Below are 17948 nucleotides of genomic sequence, written 5' to 3'. Positions count from 1 at the left end.
TGCGAGCCGTGCACGGGCCGGTTGCGATCGATCACGCCTGCTGCTTCAACGCGACTCATCCGCGTCCCGCCATATGGTGCAGGCTGTCGCGCATCGGCAGCGCCCGCGCGTCATCCATGCTGTGGATCGCCGTACAGCGACCGAGCCCGCGCGTCGATCCACCGGGCGAATATCCGGCTGAAAGCTGAAAGTCGTTACGCTTGCCAATAACTAATCCGCGACCGTCCAGTTCACGGCCACGCGCCGGCAACCCATGCATCTTGTTAGGCGGATAGCGTGATCGCGTTGCTCCAGCAGGGTACGCGGTACAGCTAACGATTCAAACGCGATTCTTGAGCAGACGAATACCTGCTCGCGCCCCTGCAGCCGCCGCGCGACAGATCTAGCAACTTTGCGGGGACCGGAACCGACGGGCGGCGTCGCGAAAAGGCGCGAAGATATGGATCGCCGGTTTTCGGCAGAGCAAGGGGCAGGAAGAAGGTGAAGTGGTCTCGCAAGCATAGGCGCGGCGGTTTCGAACGGGGTCGAACGCCAGCTGCAACGCTTACGCCTGTGGCATATATGTCTCGATCCGCCCGCCGTTGATCAGATGCTGCACACTATTCGGTTGCGTGCATGGTCCGGACTCAGCCTCAGACCTTTGACGACCAGCACATCCCTGCGCAGGCGCGATGCCATCGCCAACCTCGTCGTACCCTGCCGATGACGGCGACGTCAGTGGACAGCATATCGCTCGCAACGTCGTGCGCCGCGACACTCACCGGGTGTAACGGTCGAAATCGACGGGCGTGAGTAGCTTGCGGGGCGTAAGGCCGCCTTCATCCATGGGCCGAATTCGGTCGGCCAGGATATCGGCAAATACCGACGGGTGCCGCGCAGCGTTCAAAAAGCCCTGCCAAAGCCCCCGTTCGCGGCGAGCACGCAGGGCCTGCCGATGAACCAGGCGGCGACGCGTTGACCGAATGTGCTGTTTGACAGCGCTTCGCTGTCCGTCCGTCAGCGCTAGTCCGCGCAGCAGCAGCCTTTCTTGCGCCAGCAATGCTTCTAAATCTTCGATCCCATGCCGACCGCTAAGCGAGTCATTCCGTACCAGACCGGCATAGCCGCAGGATGAAACAATCCGGAATCGAGCGCCGTGTGCAAGTGCTGCTAGGTAAAGGAGATAATCTTCCCCCAACCGGCATGTTGGCGCATAGCGGAGATCAAATTGCTTGAGCATTGCTCGCCGGATCACCGGCTTCAAAAATCCTAACTCACCGCGCTGCTTGTGTCGCGCTGGCAGGTTGCCGGCTACGAACGTCTCCAGATTCAGCATTCCGGACGCCAACGGTTTGGCATCCAATTCCGAATAATCCTTCAATTCGCTTTCGTTGCGAACGAACACGATATTGTCTGAGCACAGATCCCAGTTTTCGGTCTCTAAAATGGCAGCGAACCGTCCGGGCAAAAACTGATCGTCCGCGTCCAACACCGCCAGCAGCGGCGCATCGCTTTCGGCAATTGCCCGGTTGCGCGCCGCTGCCGGCCCCTGATTGGCATTCTGCACAAGAACCCGCACGCGATGATCATCCCGTCCCGCAGTCCGCGCAACACTTACGGTTGCATCGGTTGACGCGTCATCCACCACGATGACTTCGGCCACCTCGGGCTGCGCTAACGCACTTGCGATGGCCTTCGCGATCGTCACTTGCGAATTAAATGCGGCAATAACAACCGCGATCGACGGACTACGTGTCACTGGCCAGGCCTCTCAGTACATCATGCGTGGACCGGACGTGCCCGGCGTTCGACGCTTCGAAATCAAAGACCTTAACCCCTTGGGATGCCGCGGCGCCCCCCCCCCTTTCGTCTTGTCGCGCTGCACAAAAGCTGTCAATCGGCAGATTAGGTGGCCAGAAATGAAAATCGGTTATATTTCCCATAATCTCAATGATCCTGCGGTGGAGCGCCGTTGCCGTATGCTTAATCGCGGCGGCGCGAAGGTCGCGCTCGCAGGATTTTGCCGGGATCCAGCCGTCGCTGCCGCGCCCGCTGCACGTGATCCAATGCTACTTGGCCAGTCGCAAGATGCAAACTTGCTTCGGCGCGCGCTGGAGACAGTTCGTAGCGCGGTATTCACCAAAGCGCTTGTCCGCCGCTTTGCCGACTGCGACGTTATTATGGCGCGCAATCTGGAACAACTCGCTATCGCGTACGCCATCGCCGGAGACCGGCCAATCGTATACGAATGCCTGGATGTTCACCGTCTGCTGACGGGATCGGGCAAGGCTGCGTCGCTGATCCGTGCCATCGAAGGCCGGCTGTTGGCAAAGGTCGATCTGCTGCTGACCTCCTCGCCAGGCTTTGTGCGCAATCATTTCACCCAGCGCCCGGTCCGCGCTCCGATTGCGATCATCGAAAACAAGTTGCTGATCGATGACGACGTACAGGTCGATGCGCGGCCTGCCGCCCCCGAATTGCCCGTCCGCATCGGATGGTTTGGAATGCTGCGCTGCAAACGGACGCTGGCATTCCTGACTGAATTGGTCGAACGCGCCGACGGTCGTGTTGAAGTACTGATCGCCGGCAAGCCGTCACCCGCAGAGCTTCCGGATATCACCGAAAAGATCGGGGCGGTTCGCGGCATGACGTTCCACGGGTCGTATCATTATGACGATTTGCCTGAACTTTATGGTCGCTGCCATTTTGCCTGGACAATCGACTGGTTCGAGGAAGGTCTAAATAGCAGCTGGCTGCTTCCTAATCGGCTCTACGAGGCGCTGGCGCACGGCGCCATTCCGATTGCGTTGACCGATGTCGAAACCGGCCGCTGGTTAGCCGCGCATGACTGCGGGCTGCTGGTTGATCGCGCGCCGGACGCAGCGAAACGCCTCGCGACGATGGCCCCAAGCGAAATCACTGGGATGCAGCAACGGGTGTCGGCGCTGGATCGCCGTGAACTGATGGCTGACAGTCGCGATTGTCAGGATCTGGTGAACACCATCGGCGCCACGCTTCGCGCATGAACCTGCTCGTCGTTATCCCATGCCTGAACGAAGCCGCGCATCTAGGCGGCCTGATCGCACAGCTGCTGTGCGACCCTAGCATCGACTTGCTGGTGGTTGCTGATGGCGGCAGCATCGATGGCAGTCAGCGCATCGTACAGGACCTTGCCGCCCACGACCCGCGCGTGCGCCTGATTAACAATAGCGCGCGCATCCAAAGCGCCGGAATAAATCGCGCGGTTGCACAATATGGCGATGGCTATCGTTGGCTACTGCGGGTCGACGCGCATTGTCATTACCCCGATGGCTATGCCTCAACGTTGCTGCGTGCCGCCGACGCGCAATCGGCAAGCGCGGTCGTGGTGCCGATGCTGACCCAGGGAAAGTGTGGCTTTCAGCTCGCTGTCGCGACCGCGCAAAACAGCGTGCTGGGCACCGGCGGATCGGCACATCGGCATCTGGGCGAAGGGCGACTCGTCGATCACGGCCACCACGCACTGCTACGGCTCGATCTTTTTCGCAAGATTGGCGGATATTGCGAAGCGATGCCATGCAATGAGGATGCCGAACTCGACCACCGCCAGACCTTGGCCGGCGGGCGCATATGGTTGGAGCCTACGGCTGCCATTGTCTACTTTCCGCGCAGCCGTCCGGGCGCCTTGTGGCGACAATATTACCGCTACGGGGTGGGGCGCGCGCGCAACCTGCGTCGCCATCGGATGCGCCCACATCTGCGGCAATTGGCGCCCCTGGCGGTGCCCGCAGCGCTGACGCTCCTCCCGCTTGCTGCGTGGCATCCGATCTTTGCGCTTCCCGTGATCGCCTGGCTGCTGTTGTGCCTGTTGCTGGGCGCGGCCATCGGCACACGCAAAGGCGGCGGATGGCGCATGGCAGCCGGGATCGCCGCTGCGATCATGCATGCGGCATGGGCCTTTGGCTTCATCGCCGAGATGATTGGCAATCCTCGAAGCATAGCGCCGAGATACGGGCTATTATCTCGCTGAAACGCGGTTTACTGGCTGCGCCAAATCCGCACCGATCGCAACACCATATCGCCTGATCCCTCATTATATAGGGCACCGCGCTCGGTCTTCACCGCGACCGTCATCAGCGGATACCAGCGTGTTCCTGGGAACGGATTGGCATAACGGCTAACTTCAACGCCATCGACGAAGGTCGTGATCCATTGCGGCTCTACCGTCACTTGAAACCTGTGAAAGGCCGTAGTTAGCGTGGATGGCAGTCCGAAATCTCCCATTTGCATGCGATAGCCGGATCGTACGAAGCTGCGCTTGCCATCGCGTCCGCCGTGCAGCGCGCTCGAGAGGCCCGATTCGGTCCGCCACTCGGAATTGTAGCTGTGGCCCTCATACACGTCGATTTCAGGGGGCCAAGTATCGACTGCGCCCAACCATAAGGCAGGCCAACTGCCCTTGCGATCGGGCATTCGCGCAACCCATTCGATCGATCCATAGGTGAACTGCAGCGCCGAGGAATCATGTCCCGACAGCACCGATGCCATGAAAGGATAGGGAGGCCGCCCGTCCCCCGCATCGAACGCCTGTGCCAGCCGTCGAGTGCGCATCACGATACCGTCGGCCATCGCTTCCACCGCCTGCATGGCCGTCGTGCCATAATATCCGACCTCATTATTCGCCGGCTGCGTTCGCCCGTGCCGCAGGCTGGTCGCCCAGATGTCGCCGATCCCGCGATCAGCAAAACCAAATGAGGTCGCATCTGCCGCATAAGCTACTTCGCCTAACGGCGCGAAGGCATAGGGAAGGCGAAAACCGCTGGTCTCAAGTGGCGTCGCCTGGGCCGACGCAGTGATCCGCGACACCGCGCGCACGACGCCCCGCTTCGCGCCATCGGGGACGTTCGCCTGGATAAACTCGACGGTGTCGCCTTCACCTGCCGACACGACCGGACACGAAATCGTCGCAAACAATGGGTCACCCGGTCGAAAGATGACCGATTGCGTGCGGTCGGCTTTGGGACGAGCGCCTGCGCCCGCCCGACACCGGACGTAGGCAAATACCGTGTTCGCGCTTCGCCCCGACAGACGGACGCCGACGGCCGCTGACTCAGCATCGGGGGCCGCGGTCCCGTCCTCTAGATCGACTGTCACTTCTGCGGGATAGGCGGTGTTTTGCTTGAACGTAGCAGCCGAGTATGGCGCAGCCCCCCCCGGCGATGGGCTGGGCATCGTCTGCGGCGGTCGCTGCGCAGGACGAAGCGGCGCCTGGCCCGGGCCGAGCAGATCCGACGCGCTCAGCACGACACCGCCAACCCCCAACCCGACGAAGCATAAAAGCATAATGGCACGCAACATATTTGGTCCCTAGACGCTGTCGTGCAGTCGCAGACGCCTAGCGAGGACACTGCAACATCACCAACAGTAAATCAAAATGCTACATTCGTAGTAGCGATTAGGGGACCGGGTTGGCAAAATACCTGACGTGCTCCCCGTTTTCAGGCCGCTGATAACTTAGCTTCGGTTTCCATATGCCCTTGGCGGGGGCGGTTCCTAAACTCGACGGGTACCAACCTGCCGAGGCTGCTGTGCAGACGCACGGCGTGGTAGTCCGTCCACCATGCCTCGATAATCCGTCTCGCCGCAGCCAGCGATGGGAACAGGTGCTCGTTCAGGCACTCGTCGCGCAGGCGACCATTAAAGCTTTCGACGAAGCCGTTCTGCGGCGGCTTGCCCGGCGCGATGTAGTGCCACTCGACCCAGGTGTCCTGGCACGAAGCGACGACGGCGTGACTGGTCAGCTCGGTCCCATCATCGCTGACTACCATGCACGGCAGCCCGCGACGTTCGGCGATGGCACTCAGATCGCGGATGACTCGCCCACCTGACAGCGAGGTATCGACGATGCACGCCAGGCGCTCCTGGCTGTAATCGTCGATGACGTTCAGCATACGGAACCGCCGGCCGCAGGCCAGTGCATCCGATACGAAGTCGAGCGATCGGCTCTGGTTGGGTTCCTGCGGGATCGCCATCGGCGCCCGCGTCCCCAGCGCGCGCTTGCGACGACAACGCTTGCGCACCGTCAGCCGCTCCTCGCGGTACAGCCAATACACCTTCTTCAGGTTCATGCCCTTGCCCTCACGCTTGAGCAGGATCGCCAGCCGCCGATAGCCGAACCGGCGTCGCTCGTTGGCGATCGCGCGCATCCGCTCGCGGACAGCATCGTCCTTCCCGCGTAGCGGCTCATATTGCCACGCCGACCGATTGACCCTGATCAGTCTGCAGGCGCGACGCTCGGAGCAGCCGTGATCGGCCATCAGCGTCTCCACCACCGCATAGCGCTCCCCAGACAAGACCAGTTACCCCAGCAGATCCTTCAGCGCCGACACGTCAGCCATCGACTCCGCCAGCAGCTTCTTAAGCCGTCGTTTCTCCTTTTCCAATGTGTGAAACCGTGCCGCCCTCCGACACCGTCATCCTGCCGTACTTCGACTTCCAGTTATAGAATGTCGCATCGCTAAGCTCGTGCTTGCGGCATAGCTCAGGCGTCTTCACGCCCGCCTCATGCTCCCGCAGCACCCCAACGATCTGCTCTTTGGTAAGCCGGCTTCGCCGCACCACTCGTCTCCATCTGACGAGCTAACTTACCAATGCCATGAATTCTGGGGGGCACGTCACCACACGCATGGCTTTGGCGTGTTTTGCTCAGGACTTTTGCTTGGGCAGGCGTCGGCGAAATAGGCTGGTCGTTGTTGGAGCTGTCTAGATAGATCTTCACGAAAGATACGTAGACTCGGCGTGGCCATCGGGATCGAGCGATTGAGGATCCATGGCACTGCCGTCATGATCCGACCCTGCGCCCAGGCACCCCCGTCGATTGCTTAATTATACGCTGCCAGCCCATCAGCGCCGGATCCCTACGTCTGGGCGTTCGGAGGCGGTCCGAAACTCGTGATATCCCCGCTCGAGGCTTTTCGCGCAGCTGCACTGCCAGTAGCCATATCGCAGCAAAAACCCATGGGCATCGCATCATTGGCGGCAACGGATGTTGGATGGAACGATCCCAACGCTGGAACGGTTAAGCAAATCGCATATGTGATATGTCGGCCCTCGCCTATAATGTCGCCGTTTTCGCCAAGATAGCGCGGCGAAAAACCAATCGACGCGGTTCGACAAAAGAAAAGGCCAATATGGACCGTTCCGTCCAACTTCTCGGCGCACTTATTGGCTTGGCTGCAATGCTAATCATCGGTGGGATGCTGGCCGTCTCGTTCGCCCTGAAGAACGGTGAGGAAGTAACTGCTCAGGCTTGGAAAGGGCGAAGCGATGCGCAGCGCGCCTTGCCGCCCCTGCCTAAAGCAGGGATGCCCGGCGTCGTTACGCCTGAAAATGAATTGCTGCCGGTCTTGCCTGAAACCGCGCGCAGAACGAACGCTATGCGTCCCTTCTCGGACAAGCTTAATGCCTCCGCCCGCCCCTTTTCCTCCGTGCTATCAGCAGACGATCGCGAACGCGCGATTGCGTGTCTTGCAATCGCCGCGCTGTATGAAGCGGGCGGCATCGGCGACGATCAATATCCCGTCATGCAGGTCATCCTCAACCGGGTGCGTCACCCCGCCTTTCCCGGCAGCATCTGCGGCGTTGTATTTCAGGGGGCGGAACGCAGCACCGGTTGCCAGTTCAGCTTCGCCTGCGACGAATCGATGGCGCGCTGGCGACCGTCCGATAGAGCGATCACAGAGGCGCGTGCCCGTGCCGCAGCGATGCTCGACAGCCATGTCGATCGCCGAGTGGGTTTGGCCACGCATTACCATACCGACTGGGTGCTACCCTATTGGAGCAACAGCCTCGACAAGATCACTGCGATCAAGACCCACCTGTTCTTTCGTTGGCGGGGTTATTGGGGAACTCTTGCCTCGTTCCGCCAGCAAAGCAATAATGTAGAGCCTCGTATCGCCGCGCTGGCCGCCCTCTCGTCCGTGCACCTCGCGCAGGTCGGCCAACCTGGCGATCCATCCGCCCTCGCCGACATCCCTGTACTTTCAGCCGACGCTGTTGCCGGTGGGGATGACGCAGTGACGGTCACGTCGAACGCTCGTGCAGGCGAAGCAAGGATAGCGGTGCTCAACCTGCCTCTCGACCCCGATTCAAAACCGGGCGGTTGGTCACTGAACGCGCTGGCGCTTTGCGGAAAACGTCCGGAGTGCCGCGCGGTGGGCTGGATCGACCCCACCCGGCGTCCCGCCACATTCGACGCGGCAAGTCTCGCCGCATCGCCCCCTGATTTCGTGTTCGTGCAGGAGTTACGCAACCGTACCCAGCAACCCTATTGGGATTGCACAAAACACGCCAAGGCATCGATGAGCCGCTGCCTGGAATCTAGTGACCATCCTGCTCGACTAGTCTACGGCGGCTAGGTTGTGATAATGTTCTGTGTAGTGCCGTCGAGCACGACGCAAGATAGCCGGTTGCTCTGCCATGCGCCGGTATCGACAGCAATGCGATTGGGGCGCACATCGACATCGTCAACGATGCTATGACCGTGCACCACTACCGCTCCGTGCCAAGCGTCCGCAGTCAAGAACTCGTTGCGAATGGAGATCAGATCCTGGTCGTCCTGCTTATAAAGCGAGACGCCGGGACGAACCCCAGCATGCGCAAAGAAATAGGTGCCGCTGGCCCAGAACAACGGCGTGCTACGTAAAAACGCGATGTGCTCGGGCGGGATCGCCGCCAAAAGCCGCTCGGCAAAGTCAAAACTATCCTCGGCCCTTAGCGGTGCGGCGACACCATAATTGTTTAAGGTGGTAAGCCCACCCTGCTCCATCCAAATATCCTGTGCCCATTGTTCACCATCTAGGGATCGCAGCATCAAATCTTCATGATTTCCGCGGAGAAGGCCTATTCTTGGTTGCGAGGTCAGGCGTTGCAGCAACATGATGCAGGATCGACTATCGGGTCCGCGATCGATGATATCGCCGAGGAACAGGATACGGATTGTGGTGTCAGCCCGCGCTGTAGCTTCCCAATCTCGCATGATCAGCGAAAGTAGATTGCGCATCAAATCGTATCTGCCATGAACGTCGCCCACGGCATAGATTCGCTCGCCTGGCTCGGTCTGCCCAATTTTCATGCGTGGCTTGAACGGGTTGCGCATCTCAGCATTATGGAGGCTGATGCCGTCAATGTCAGTGACTGTTTCGCACACCGGCCATTGCCGGCCCCCAGACGTGAGTTTCGCAATCGCTTGCTATAATGCCGGCGAATATCTTGCCCCGGCGGTAGCCTCAGCGCTTGCTCAGACCGGCGTCAGCGTAGAAGTTCTCATCGTCGACGACGGCAGCACTGATGGCAGCGTTGCGGTTGCCGAAGGATTGGCTCGCGCGGACGCCCGAGTCAGGTTGTTCCGGACCAAGACCAACTCGGGACCGGCAGGCGCGCGAAACATCGCGCTGGCGGAAATGCGCGGATCTTGGTTTGCCGTGCTCGATGCCGATGACTTGATACTACCCAACCGTAGTCGCACGCTGATCGACCTTGCCGAACGCGAGAGCGCCGATTTCGTCGCTGACAACCTCACGGTCTTTGGTAAAGACGTTGTCGAAAAGCCCTTCCTTTCGCACCCGATCAGTAAGGGTTGGCGCAGGCTCACCCTTGATACCTATTTTGCCCAGTCGCGCCTACTTTCAGACACACCCAACCCCGGATTTCTCAAACCGATGGTCCGTCGGCGCGTGATCGAAGCGGCAGCGCTTCGCTACAACGAACGACTCATGATTGGCGAGGATGATGAACTGGTCGTCCGCCTGCTTGCATCCGGATACACCTATTTCGTCCTCAACATGCCCCTGTACCGCTATCGGAAGCACGGCGCTTCGATCTCGCACCGGCTCTCGCTCGACCACGCTGAACGGATGATGGCGGCCGAACACAGGATTCGCGACCTCATCGGTCCTGAGCTGGCTGCACGACCATCCTATTACGGTCGCTGGCTAGCTATGGTGCGCGGCCTTGCCTTCACCCGGTCCATAGACTTGTTGAAGCGCCGCCGTCCTCTGGCAGCGGCGTTGGCGCTGCTGCGCGAACCCGCGGCGATCCCGCTTTACCGCGAGCCGCTGATGAGCGCGTTGCGACAGCTGATAAGACGTGCCAAACTGAGATGACGGCGCATTAGAAATTGATTTTTGATGCGAATCATGGTCAGTCCCGCGACCTCCGAAGGGATTCCATCGAATGCACCTGATTTACCACGTCCGCCGCATCTTGATGGCAACGCTTATCCTCGGTCTCTCGGCATGTTCTGGCAGTTTGCCTCCCCCTGGAAGCGCCGCCTATACGGCAACCGAATACCGGTTGGCTGCTGGCGACCGTCTCCGGATTACCGTGTTTGGCGAAGAAAATTTGTCGCGCGAATATGTCGTCTCGTCAGCAGGCGATTTGTCGTTCCCGCTACTCGGCGATATCCGCGCATCGGGAACGACCGTAACGGAATTGCAGGCACAGCTCGTCACTGCTCTCGCCAAAGGCTATATCAACGATCCGCGCGTTAATGCCGAGGTATTAACCTACCGCCCCTTCTACATCTTGGGCGAGGTTAAAAACCCGGGGGAGTATAAATTCAGCGATCGCCTTACGTTCACACAGGCAGTAGCGCTGGCGGGCGGCTTCACCTATCGCGCTGATCAGCGCCGCGTATTTATCCGACGTGCCGCCGGCGGCCAGGAGGAGACCTACGTCCTTTCCTCCGATCGCCCTGTCTATATTGCGCCTGGTGACACAATCCGGGTGGGCGAGCGGTATTTCTAAATCATGGTGACCCGCATCCAAGCGGGATCATTGGCCCGCGTTCGAACGGAGCCCGAGTCCTGGCTTCGATTTAACCGCGCTTCGCCAGTGATTGACAGCTTGTTTGCGGCCTATGTCGCTGGCAGCGTGATTTTCGCCACGATATTGCAATCGCTGACGCCTATCTTAATCGCGCTTGCGACCCCGCTTTATTGCTTGCTGCGCTGGGAGCGGGTGGCGACCGTGCTGCTGCGGTGCTGGCCGATCCTGTTGCTGCCAGCGTTCGCCCTGACGTCGGCCCTGTGGTCCGAGGCACCTGCAGCGACGCTGCGCTACGGCATATTCTACCTGCTCACGATTATGCCAGCGCTCTTCATCGGGGCGGGCAGCGACCGGTTGGCCTCTCTGAAGGGTATGTTCGCTATTTTCGCGATCTACACCTTTGCCAGCCTGGTGTTTGGCAGATACGTCAGCTGGGGTGTCAGCGGCATAGCCTTTGCCGGTTTGGCCGGTTCGAAAAACATGTCGGGCGATCTGGCGGCTTTGACGATGCTGTTGGCGACCACCTTCGGCATCTGGGCAATGGGCCAACGACGGTTGGTTTTGGCTGGTTTTGCCGTGCTTACTCTGCTTGCAGCGCTCTACGCGCTATTTGCTAGCAAAGCGACCGGCGCGCTTCTTGCTGCCGGAATGGCGATACCGTGCATCTTGCTATGGACTGCGTCGCGTCGGCTGCCGGTCGGGCTGAGGACCGCGATATTTGCGCTAACCGTGCTAATTGCAATCGGCGTTGCTGCGAGTGCCAGCTACTGGATGGCGCCGTTATTCGACATGGTACTAGAAAACAGTGGCAAGGATCAGGGTCTTACGGGCCGCGACTTCCTGTGGAGCATGGCCGACAGGCTAATCGTCGAAAGGCCGCTGCTCGGCGGCGGCTATCGCCACTTTTGGCTAGAGAGCAATCTAGACGCGCAATATGTCTGGCGTGAGATGATGGTCCCCGCCGGGGGAGGGGGGTTTAATTTTCATAATACTCCGCGCGACATTCTGGTCGATCTGGGTATCGTCGGCTTAATACTTTTCACGATGGTGATGATTGGTGGCACATTCCTGACGATGTTTAGGACGATGCTTGAACCCTATTATATGGGGATTTTCCTTTGTGCACTCATAGTGTTTCAGGCACCAAGGTTGTTTTTTGAACTCGTTGCGTTTCAAAATATGCATTATTCAACGCTGCTGGTCTTCATGATCTTGGCCTATGGCGTTCGCCCCGCCAAAGTGTCGCAGGCCGAGCATGCCTGATCACGCAATGGTGGTAACCGATCGTTTGATTGCGAGTGCAGTCACCATCTGCATGTGTACCTTTAGGCGCCCCGCTGCCTTTGACGCACTTAGGTCCTTCGAAAAGCTTGCCGGCATTCCGCCCAATGCGGTCGAGCTGGTTGTGGTCGATAATGACGAAACTGACGTTCTGCGGGCCAAGTTCGAAGCGGTTGCGCAATGCTACCCCTACCCTTTGCGCTACATCCATGCACCCGCGCAAAACATCTCGATCGCACGCAACGCGGCGCTGAATGCCACAACAACGCGTTGGCTGGCCTTTATCGATGACGATGAGACTGCCGACCCGAACTGGCTTTCGGCACTGCTGGAGTACCGCGACCAAGCGGAAACCGTGATCGGTCAGTGCATCGCCGTTTATGGGCTTGACCTTCCTGTCTGGACCGCACGGTGCGATTTCCATTCCAACCGTATCCAGGGCGATGCCACCAACGCCTATACCAGCAACGCCCTGCTCGACATGGATTTCGTACGCCGTCACGGGCTGCGGTTCCGCGTCGAACTTGGGCGGACCGGGGGTGAAGACAGCATCTTCTTTCGTCAAATGAAGGAAGCGGGTGGGCGTATCATCTATTGCCCGCAAGCGGTGGTTTATGAGCCCGTGCCGCAAACGCGCGCAACGATGACTTGGGTGCGCAGGCGGATGTACCGGGCGGGTCAGACCCACGGCCTGCTGTGCCGGGAGTTTGATCCGAAGGCATATCGCAACCTGTGGCTGACTGCCGGGGCAAAAATGGTAGTCAGTGCGGCTATGGTGCTCATCACGGTTCCCGGCAGCACGCCATCACGTCGCTGGTTTGCTCGTACCATGTTGCACGCCGGGGCTGCACGATACCGGCTGAAGCCGGCAATGCTCGAAGAATATGCCTGATCCACGAATGTTCCGGGAGCGTATCCGTCCAAAAACGGTCGACAATTTTGCGCGCGGTTTCGGCCTTGACCTGTCCGCTTTTCAAACGACCTAGCGCCCGCGGGATCAACGCGCAGGGGCGACGCATTGCTGACCGCGCCGGGGACCAGAAACAGGGGGCGCGTCTGCCTCACCCATCGGGCAACAGCGAGTCTGTCCCTGTAACCACCATGCCGTGTTCCAACATGATGCGCACGTCGGCAATATTTGTGATCATCGGTTGATGCGCAATCAATAGGATCGTGAGACGCCCATCCCTAAGCCCGGCAATCGCCGCCGCGACACGCTGCTGGTTGTCAATATCAAGCGCGCTGGTTGCTTCATCGAGGATCAGTATCTCGGGCCGGCTCAACAATGCGCGGGCTAGGGCCACGCGTTGACGCTCGCCGCCCGAAAACCGGGTCCCGCGGTCGCCCACCTGCGTATCTAAAGCATCGGGCAGCGCCCGAATAAAGTCGGCGATCTGCGCGCGTTCCAGGGCTTGCCAAAGATCCGCCTCGCTCGCGCCGGGCCTGCCCAGCGCCAGGTTTTCGCGTAGGGTCGCATTGAACAACAAGGCATCTTGAGGCACCGTCGCCACCCGACTGCGCCATGCCCGCCGGTTGCTTTGATCGATCGCGACGTCGTCGATCAGCAACTGACCCGACGTCGGGGTTATCAGCCCAGTCACAATGTCCGCCAGCGTGCTCTTCCCGCTGCCCGATGCGCCGACCAGCGCGGTAACGCGACCTGCTTCGATCTGCACATTGATCCGATTCAGCGAGGGCGGTGCATCGGCATCGAACTGCATCGTTAGATCGCGCAGCTCGATCATGCGCGTCAGGCGCGGCGGCTCGCTGGCGCCGACGTCGGCTTCGCGCCCGGACGCAAAATAGCGCAGCATATCAGTATAATGGCCGTATGCGGGAGCGTTCGATAGGAACGACTGGCTCTGTTCCTGAAGCGCGTTAAATCGCGGGGTCAGGCGCGCGAAGATCAGCAAGAGTACCGCTACCTCGCCCAATCCAAGGGCAAAATGCACCATCGCTAGATAAACGAACAATGCCGCGATCACGGCTACGCCCAGTTGAAATATCAACGTCCCAACCGCATTCGTCGTAAAAAATCGAAGCGTATTGGTGCGGATTTCAACCAAATGCCGATCGAACGACCGAACGAACCGCCCCTCAGCCAAAAATGTCTTCGCCAGGCGGATGCCGTTCAGAAACTCCAGCGTGGTATGCGATTGCTGTTCGAACAATCCGGTCAAATCCTGGCCGAAACGGCTCGCCCGACGGCGGATCGGGTACATTACCGCGAGCAGCCCGCCGCCCACCATCGCCGCGAACAACGCCATCTGCCAAGACAGCAGCGCAGCCACAACGATGTAAATGCCGATCAGCAACATTCCTTGCATCAGCATCAGCGCGGCGTTGGCCGCGGTCATGCAGCGCGGGATGCCACTGATTAGCGCTTGGTTGATGTCCGACAGTCGACGCTTGGCAATCACATCCCAGCGAGCCGCGGATACCGCCTTGAACAGGTCATGCTTGAGCCGGTCGGATGCGATCTGCATAAGCGTCAAAGCAAATACGTTTTTCGCATAATTCAGCAGCGACTGGAACGCTACTAATAGAACGAAGATTGCCAGCAGAATTGGCAAGCTCGTGGACAGCCGAACTAGCAAATCGCCGATCAGCGGGATGTCGCCCGCACGCGCTGAGCTATCAGGGCTGGCAATAGCCACGATCGGGATTAGCATCATGATCGACACCCCCTCCGTCGCGGCGGTGATGAGCGACAACAAGATGACCCATGCGATCTGGCCATGGGTCGTTCGCCACAAGAAGCGAGAAACGACCAGAAAGTCCCGGATCATGCCGTCGTCGGCTTCGCAAGCGATTCCGCGACTGCTTCCAGCACCTCGTCGAGACGAGTCAGGTCTGCGGGCACACGCAAGACGCCGAAGCGAAGCGACCGGGCAAGCGCCACGCACTGCTCGAAGTTGCGCTGGCGATTTTGCATCGCGATCGGGGCGTTAGCAAAGCGCACATTATAGCCGAACCGCATCAATCCTAGAAACGCATCCTTTTGGTCCAGCCATTCGATGACCGCAGGGCCATCACCGCGTTCGAGTATGAACAAAGCGTCGCAAGCCGCAGGTGCAGCCGCCAGCCGATGCAGCCGATGCTGGCGCTTGGCGAAGCCGTCCATTACCAACGGCAATGCTTTTGCACCGGCGATCGTGACGGCTGCAGCACTATCATCGCCAAGCTTCAACTGGGCAAAGGCCGGCTGAACCAACGGTACGGCAGGATCGTCCATGGCAAATACCAGCAGGTCGTCGGTCAGCAGTTGCGCCCCATCGCGCAGAAACGCCGCCGCTGTGGTTGACTTCCCCGCCAGCTTATCGCCCAAAAAGCCAAATGCGAGCCCGCGCCAGACGACTGCGCTGGCGTGGAGCACCATCCGACCACGCAGATGCAGAAACCAACCCATCACCGGGCCAAGCAGCGGAAATGCCAACAGTTCGGACTTGGCATTCGGCGCGGGCTCGACCTCGATAAGATCAGGCGCGCGAAAGCGAAATCCAGCAACCTGCGGCCAGATCATCACGGTGCCCGAAGGGTCTTCATAGTCGAACACAGGCTGAGCATTTGGTTCGGGGATTTCACGACCAATGTCGGCGCGGACGATCCGCAGATCGCAAGGCCCGTCACGCGAATCGGCAATGCTGAGCTCCGGTAACAGGAAATCGCTTTCGATCAGCAGTCCGAACGCCCGATATCGGTTCAAGATATTAATCCTTGTGTCAGTGGTACCATCATAGGCGGCGGGGGACTGGTTTCATATCGCTTGAGCCACATCGCTAGTACCGCGCACCGCCAGATAAAACGCGCATCCGCCTTCGTGATGGCCCGCTCAGATCGTGACAATTGCGCGCGCGCGGCTGCTAGCCGCGGCAGGTTCACATAGCTATCCAAGGAGCCGTCGACATTGTCAGTCAACGCTAACGCTCGGTGGCGGTGCGCGATCAGCCCCGCTACGAAGGCGTCGGTAAAATCGAACTTGTCCTGCCGTAGCAGCACGTCCCGCGGCAGGCGGCCCTCCATCGCACGCCGCATCACATAGCGGGTGAAACCGTCGCGTAATTTCCACTCAGAAGGCAAAGACAAGGTCAGCTCGACCAAATCGCGATCGTAGAATGGCATCTCGGTATTTACCCCGGCCGCGCGGCTGCATTGTCCGATGGTCTCGAGCGCAAGCGGCTGCACCACGTCATTCAGCGCTTCGGCATGAACGGTAGGTTCGTCGTGATCCCCGCGATTGACGGCGGGCTGCGACGCGTATCGGTTCTCACCCATCGCGGCGAGCAAATTGGCCGAGAGCGATGCTTCCTCATCTGACGGCGTATCCGGAAACTGCTTCTGTAAAAGTCGTTCAAACGGACGATATCGTGGATAATGCGTGAGATATTTCCGCATTACCCGCAGCCGTGACGAGCCCGATAGCGCAGTCAGACCAGGGGCCTCACGCCACAACCGCAGCCACTGCCGTTGTTGTGCAAGTTCGTTGAGCCGCCCGATACCATAGCCAACCACTTCGTCGCCGCCATGCCCCGACAACAAAGTGAGGCGCCCCATCCCCCTCGCTATATCCAGTAGGTGAGCTGTTACCGAATGGCCGTAGGAAAAATATGGCCCGTCAAGCACATCCAGCCAGCGATCAAGATCAGCGAGGGGATCATGTTCATCGCAGGCGATCTCGCGCGGGCACACCCCATATTGCGCCCCGAGTGATCGCAGATAGGGCTCGTCGACCCAGTCTTTGGTGCGGCGATAGGTTTTGGTCAGGCAATCGGGGGCCAGCCCGCCATCGTTTGCCGCCATGACCGACCCCAGAATGGCCGAGGAATCCAGTCCGCCGCTAAGGAGCACCAGCGCGTCGCCACCGCCCATCGCACGCGCCACCGAGTGGTCGAACAATGCCTGAAACCGCTCGGCAGCGTCGGGCATCGTTGTGTGCTGGCGGACGCTTTGGGGCGACCAGTACCGATAGAGCTCCCTGCCCCCCCGATCGATCTTCATCCAATGCGCAGGTGCGAGGCGTTCTAATCCTTCGAAAAACGTCGCGCTTTGCTCGACGAACTGTCCCTGGACAAAATCGGCATAGAAAGCCTCGTTCCGCGCGAGCGAACGCCCAAGGATTGCCCGGACGAGCCGCGACGTTCCGGCGACGACGAGCCCATCCCCATCAAGATGATAATATAGTGGCGCACGTCCGAAAATATCGCGGCCCAGGAACACTACGCCTTGGGCGGGATCGTAAATGCCGAAGGCGAAATCCCCGCGCAGGCGATCGACCATCGCGACGTCCCATTTCGCCCAAGCGGCCAGCAATATTGCTTCGGTTCCCGAAGCTACCGAAAGGCCAAGCTCAGCGGACATCTGCGCGGAGAAGTCAATCGCGGTGCCGGGCGAGATGAACACGAGACTGGGGCCCAATCCGTTCGGTTCCGTACCCAAATCGTGCCAGGTTACTCGAACCCCCGATTTGTCCGGCATCAGATGGATCACAAATCCACCAGTGGCTTAAAGGCTGCCAAATCCTGTTCGTTGCCGCCGATCAGCACGCGCCCTTGATACATAACCCAGGCATGGGCATCGAATGGACGATTCGCGGTCTCGCGAACGCCGATCCGGATCGTGCAGCCCTCGCCCGCGCGCAGCATCAGGTATCGCATCGCGAGCGCCTGAGTGAGGCAGCTTGCGCCCGGGACGAGCTTGGCGGAATGCCTCACCGACCAAACGAGCACCAAAACCGCCGTCGGACGGCGGCTAGGACGTGCATAGCGCTCGATCCACCGCAGTACCAAGCGATAGGAGCCTAGCGTCAGCCCGATGCGAACGATAAGCAACGTGACGAACGCCGCGATCAGTGACCGATGGTGCCGCCTGACAAGCCGCAGATA

At 59.8% G+C, this 17948-nt stretch carries 14 protein-coding genes and 1 pseudogene; 7 read left to right on the top strand and 8 right to left on the bottom strand.

Annotation, left to right across the window (positions count from 1 at the left end; translation table 11 throughout):
- Positions 1 to 757 precede the first annotated feature (757 nt).
- On the bottom strand, positions 758 to 1687 hold the full coding sequence (locus tag NMP03_RS14635; RefSeq protein WP_256506213.1) for a glycosyltransferase family 2 protein: 930 nt from the start codon (positions 1685 to 1687) through the stop codon (positions 758 to 760).
- Here NMP03_RS14635 and NMP03_RS14630 point away from each other — a divergent pair.
- Positions 1668 to 3005, top strand: a complete 1338-nt coding sequence (locus tag NMP03_RS14630) for a glycosyltransferase family protein (RefSeq protein ID WP_256506212.1) — start codon at positions 1668 to 1670, stop codon at positions 3003 to 3005. The genes NMP03_RS14635 and NMP03_RS14630 overlap by 20 nt on opposite strands.
- Positions 3002 to 3988 carry a glycosyltransferase family 2 protein gene (locus NMP03_RS14625; protein ID WP_256506210.1) on the top strand — a complete coding sequence of 329 codons (987 nt, stop codon included), beginning with the start codon at positions 3002 to 3004 and terminating at the stop codon, positions 3986 to 3988. Before NMP03_RS14630 ends, NMP03_RS14625 begins: the two co-directional genes overlap by 4 nt.
- An 8-nt stretch (positions 3989 to 3996) precedes the next feature.
- Here the strand turns inward: NMP03_RS14625 and NMP03_RS14620 are convergent, their stop codons facing one another.
- Positions 3997 to 5316: a glycoside hydrolase family 16 protein gene (locus tag NMP03_RS14620; protein ID WP_256506208.1), complete on the bottom strand. Its 1320-nt coding sequence runs from the start codon at positions 5314 to 5316 to the stop codon at positions 3997 to 3999.
- Positions 5317 to 5456: 140 nt separating this feature from the next.
- Positions 5457 to 6576, bottom strand: a pseudogene (locus NMP03_RS14615) (IS3 family transposase).
- A 482-nt stretch (positions 6577 to 7058) separates the two neighbouring features.
- Between NMP03_RS14615 and NMP03_RS14610 the strand changes: the two are divergent.
- Positions 7059 to 8375 (top strand): cell wall hydrolase, encoded by a 1317-nt coding sequence (locus tag NMP03_RS14610; protein WP_256506207.1) that lies wholly within the window; start codon positions 7059 to 7061, stop codon positions 8373 to 8375.
- Here the strand turns inward: NMP03_RS14610 and NMP03_RS14605 are convergent.
- Positions 8372 to 9115: a metallophosphoesterase gene (locus tag NMP03_RS14605; RefSeq protein ID WP_256506206.1), complete on the bottom strand. Its 744-nt coding sequence runs from the start codon at positions 9113 to 9115 to the stop codon at positions 8372 to 8374. The genes NMP03_RS14610 and NMP03_RS14605 overlap by 4 nt on opposite strands.
- Before the next feature lie 73 nt (positions 9116 to 9188).
- Here NMP03_RS14605 and NMP03_RS14600 point away from each other — a divergent pair, with 73 nt between their 5' ends.
- The 4 genes from NMP03_RS14600 (at position 9189) to NMP03_RS14585 (ending at position 12958) form a co-directional block, all read left to right on the top strand.
- Entirely contained in the window at positions 9189 to 10121 is a 933-nt protein-coding gene (locus tag NMP03_RS14600) for a glycosyltransferase family 2 protein (protein WP_256506205.1), read from the top strand.
- 70 nt (positions 10122 to 10191) lie between these two features.
- Positions 10192 to 10764 (top strand): polysaccharide biosynthesis/export family protein, encoded by a 573-nt coding sequence (locus tag NMP03_RS14595; RefSeq protein WP_256506204.1) that lies wholly within the window; start codon positions 10192 to 10194, stop codon positions 10762 to 10764.
- A 3-nt stretch (positions 10765 to 10767) separates the two neighbouring features.
- A complete protein-coding gene (locus tag NMP03_RS14590; RefSeq protein ID WP_256506203.1) occupies positions 10768 to 12048 on the top strand; it encodes an O-antigen ligase family protein in 1281 nt (426 codons plus the stop codon).
- Positions 12041 to 12958 (top strand): glycosyltransferase, encoded by a 918-nt coding sequence (locus NMP03_RS14585; protein ID WP_256506202.1) that lies wholly within the window; start codon positions 12041 to 12043, stop codon positions 12956 to 12958. The genes NMP03_RS14590 and NMP03_RS14585 overlap by 8 nt, the downstream gene beginning before the upstream one ends.
- Positions 12959 to 13127: 169 nt before the next feature.
- On the opposite strand, the gene NMP03_RS14580 is transcribed toward NMP03_RS14585, so the two are convergent.
- The 4 genes from NMP03_RS14580 to NMP03_RS14565 are packed head-to-tail and all read right to left on the bottom strand — an operon-like array spanning position 13128 to position 17894.
- Positions 13128 to 14855 (bottom strand): ABC transporter ATP-binding protein, encoded by a 1728-nt coding sequence (locus NMP03_RS14580; protein ID WP_256506201.1) that lies wholly within the window; start codon positions 14853 to 14855, stop codon positions 13128 to 13130.
- Positions 14852 to 15772: a phosphoenolpyruvate carboxykinase (ATP) gene (locus tag NMP03_RS14575; RefSeq protein WP_256506200.1), complete on the bottom strand. Its 921-nt coding sequence runs from the start codon at positions 15770 to 15772 to the stop codon at positions 14852 to 14854. Before NMP03_RS14575 ends, NMP03_RS14580 begins: the two co-directional genes overlap by 4 nt.
- The gene (locus NMP03_RS14570) at positions 15769 to 17553 is read right to left on the bottom strand and encodes an asparagine synthase-related protein (RefSeq protein WP_256506199.1); all 1785 of its coding nucleotides are present in this window, start codon (positions 17551 to 17553) and stop codon (positions 15769 to 15771) included. The genes NMP03_RS14575 and NMP03_RS14570 overlap by 4 nt, the downstream gene beginning before the upstream one ends.
- Positions 17550 to 17894 carry a lasso peptide biosynthesis B2 protein gene (locus NMP03_RS14565; protein ID WP_256506198.1) on the bottom strand — a complete coding sequence of 115 codons (345 nt, stop codon included), beginning with the start codon at positions 17892 to 17894 and terminating at the stop codon, positions 17550 to 17552. The genes NMP03_RS14570 and NMP03_RS14565 overlap by 4 nt, the downstream gene beginning before the upstream one ends.
- Positions 17895 to 17948 lie beyond the last annotated feature (54 nt).

Origin of the sequence: Sphingomonas qomolangmaensis, assembly GCF_024496245.1 — a bacterium.
Lineage (GTDB): Bacteria > Pseudomonadota > Alphaproteobacteria > Sphingomonadales > Sphingomonadaceae > Sphingomonas > Sphingomonas qomolangmaensis.
The sequence above is the reverse complement of the archived record's forward strand: the minus strand, read 5'-3'. Positions and strand labels throughout refer to the sequence as shown.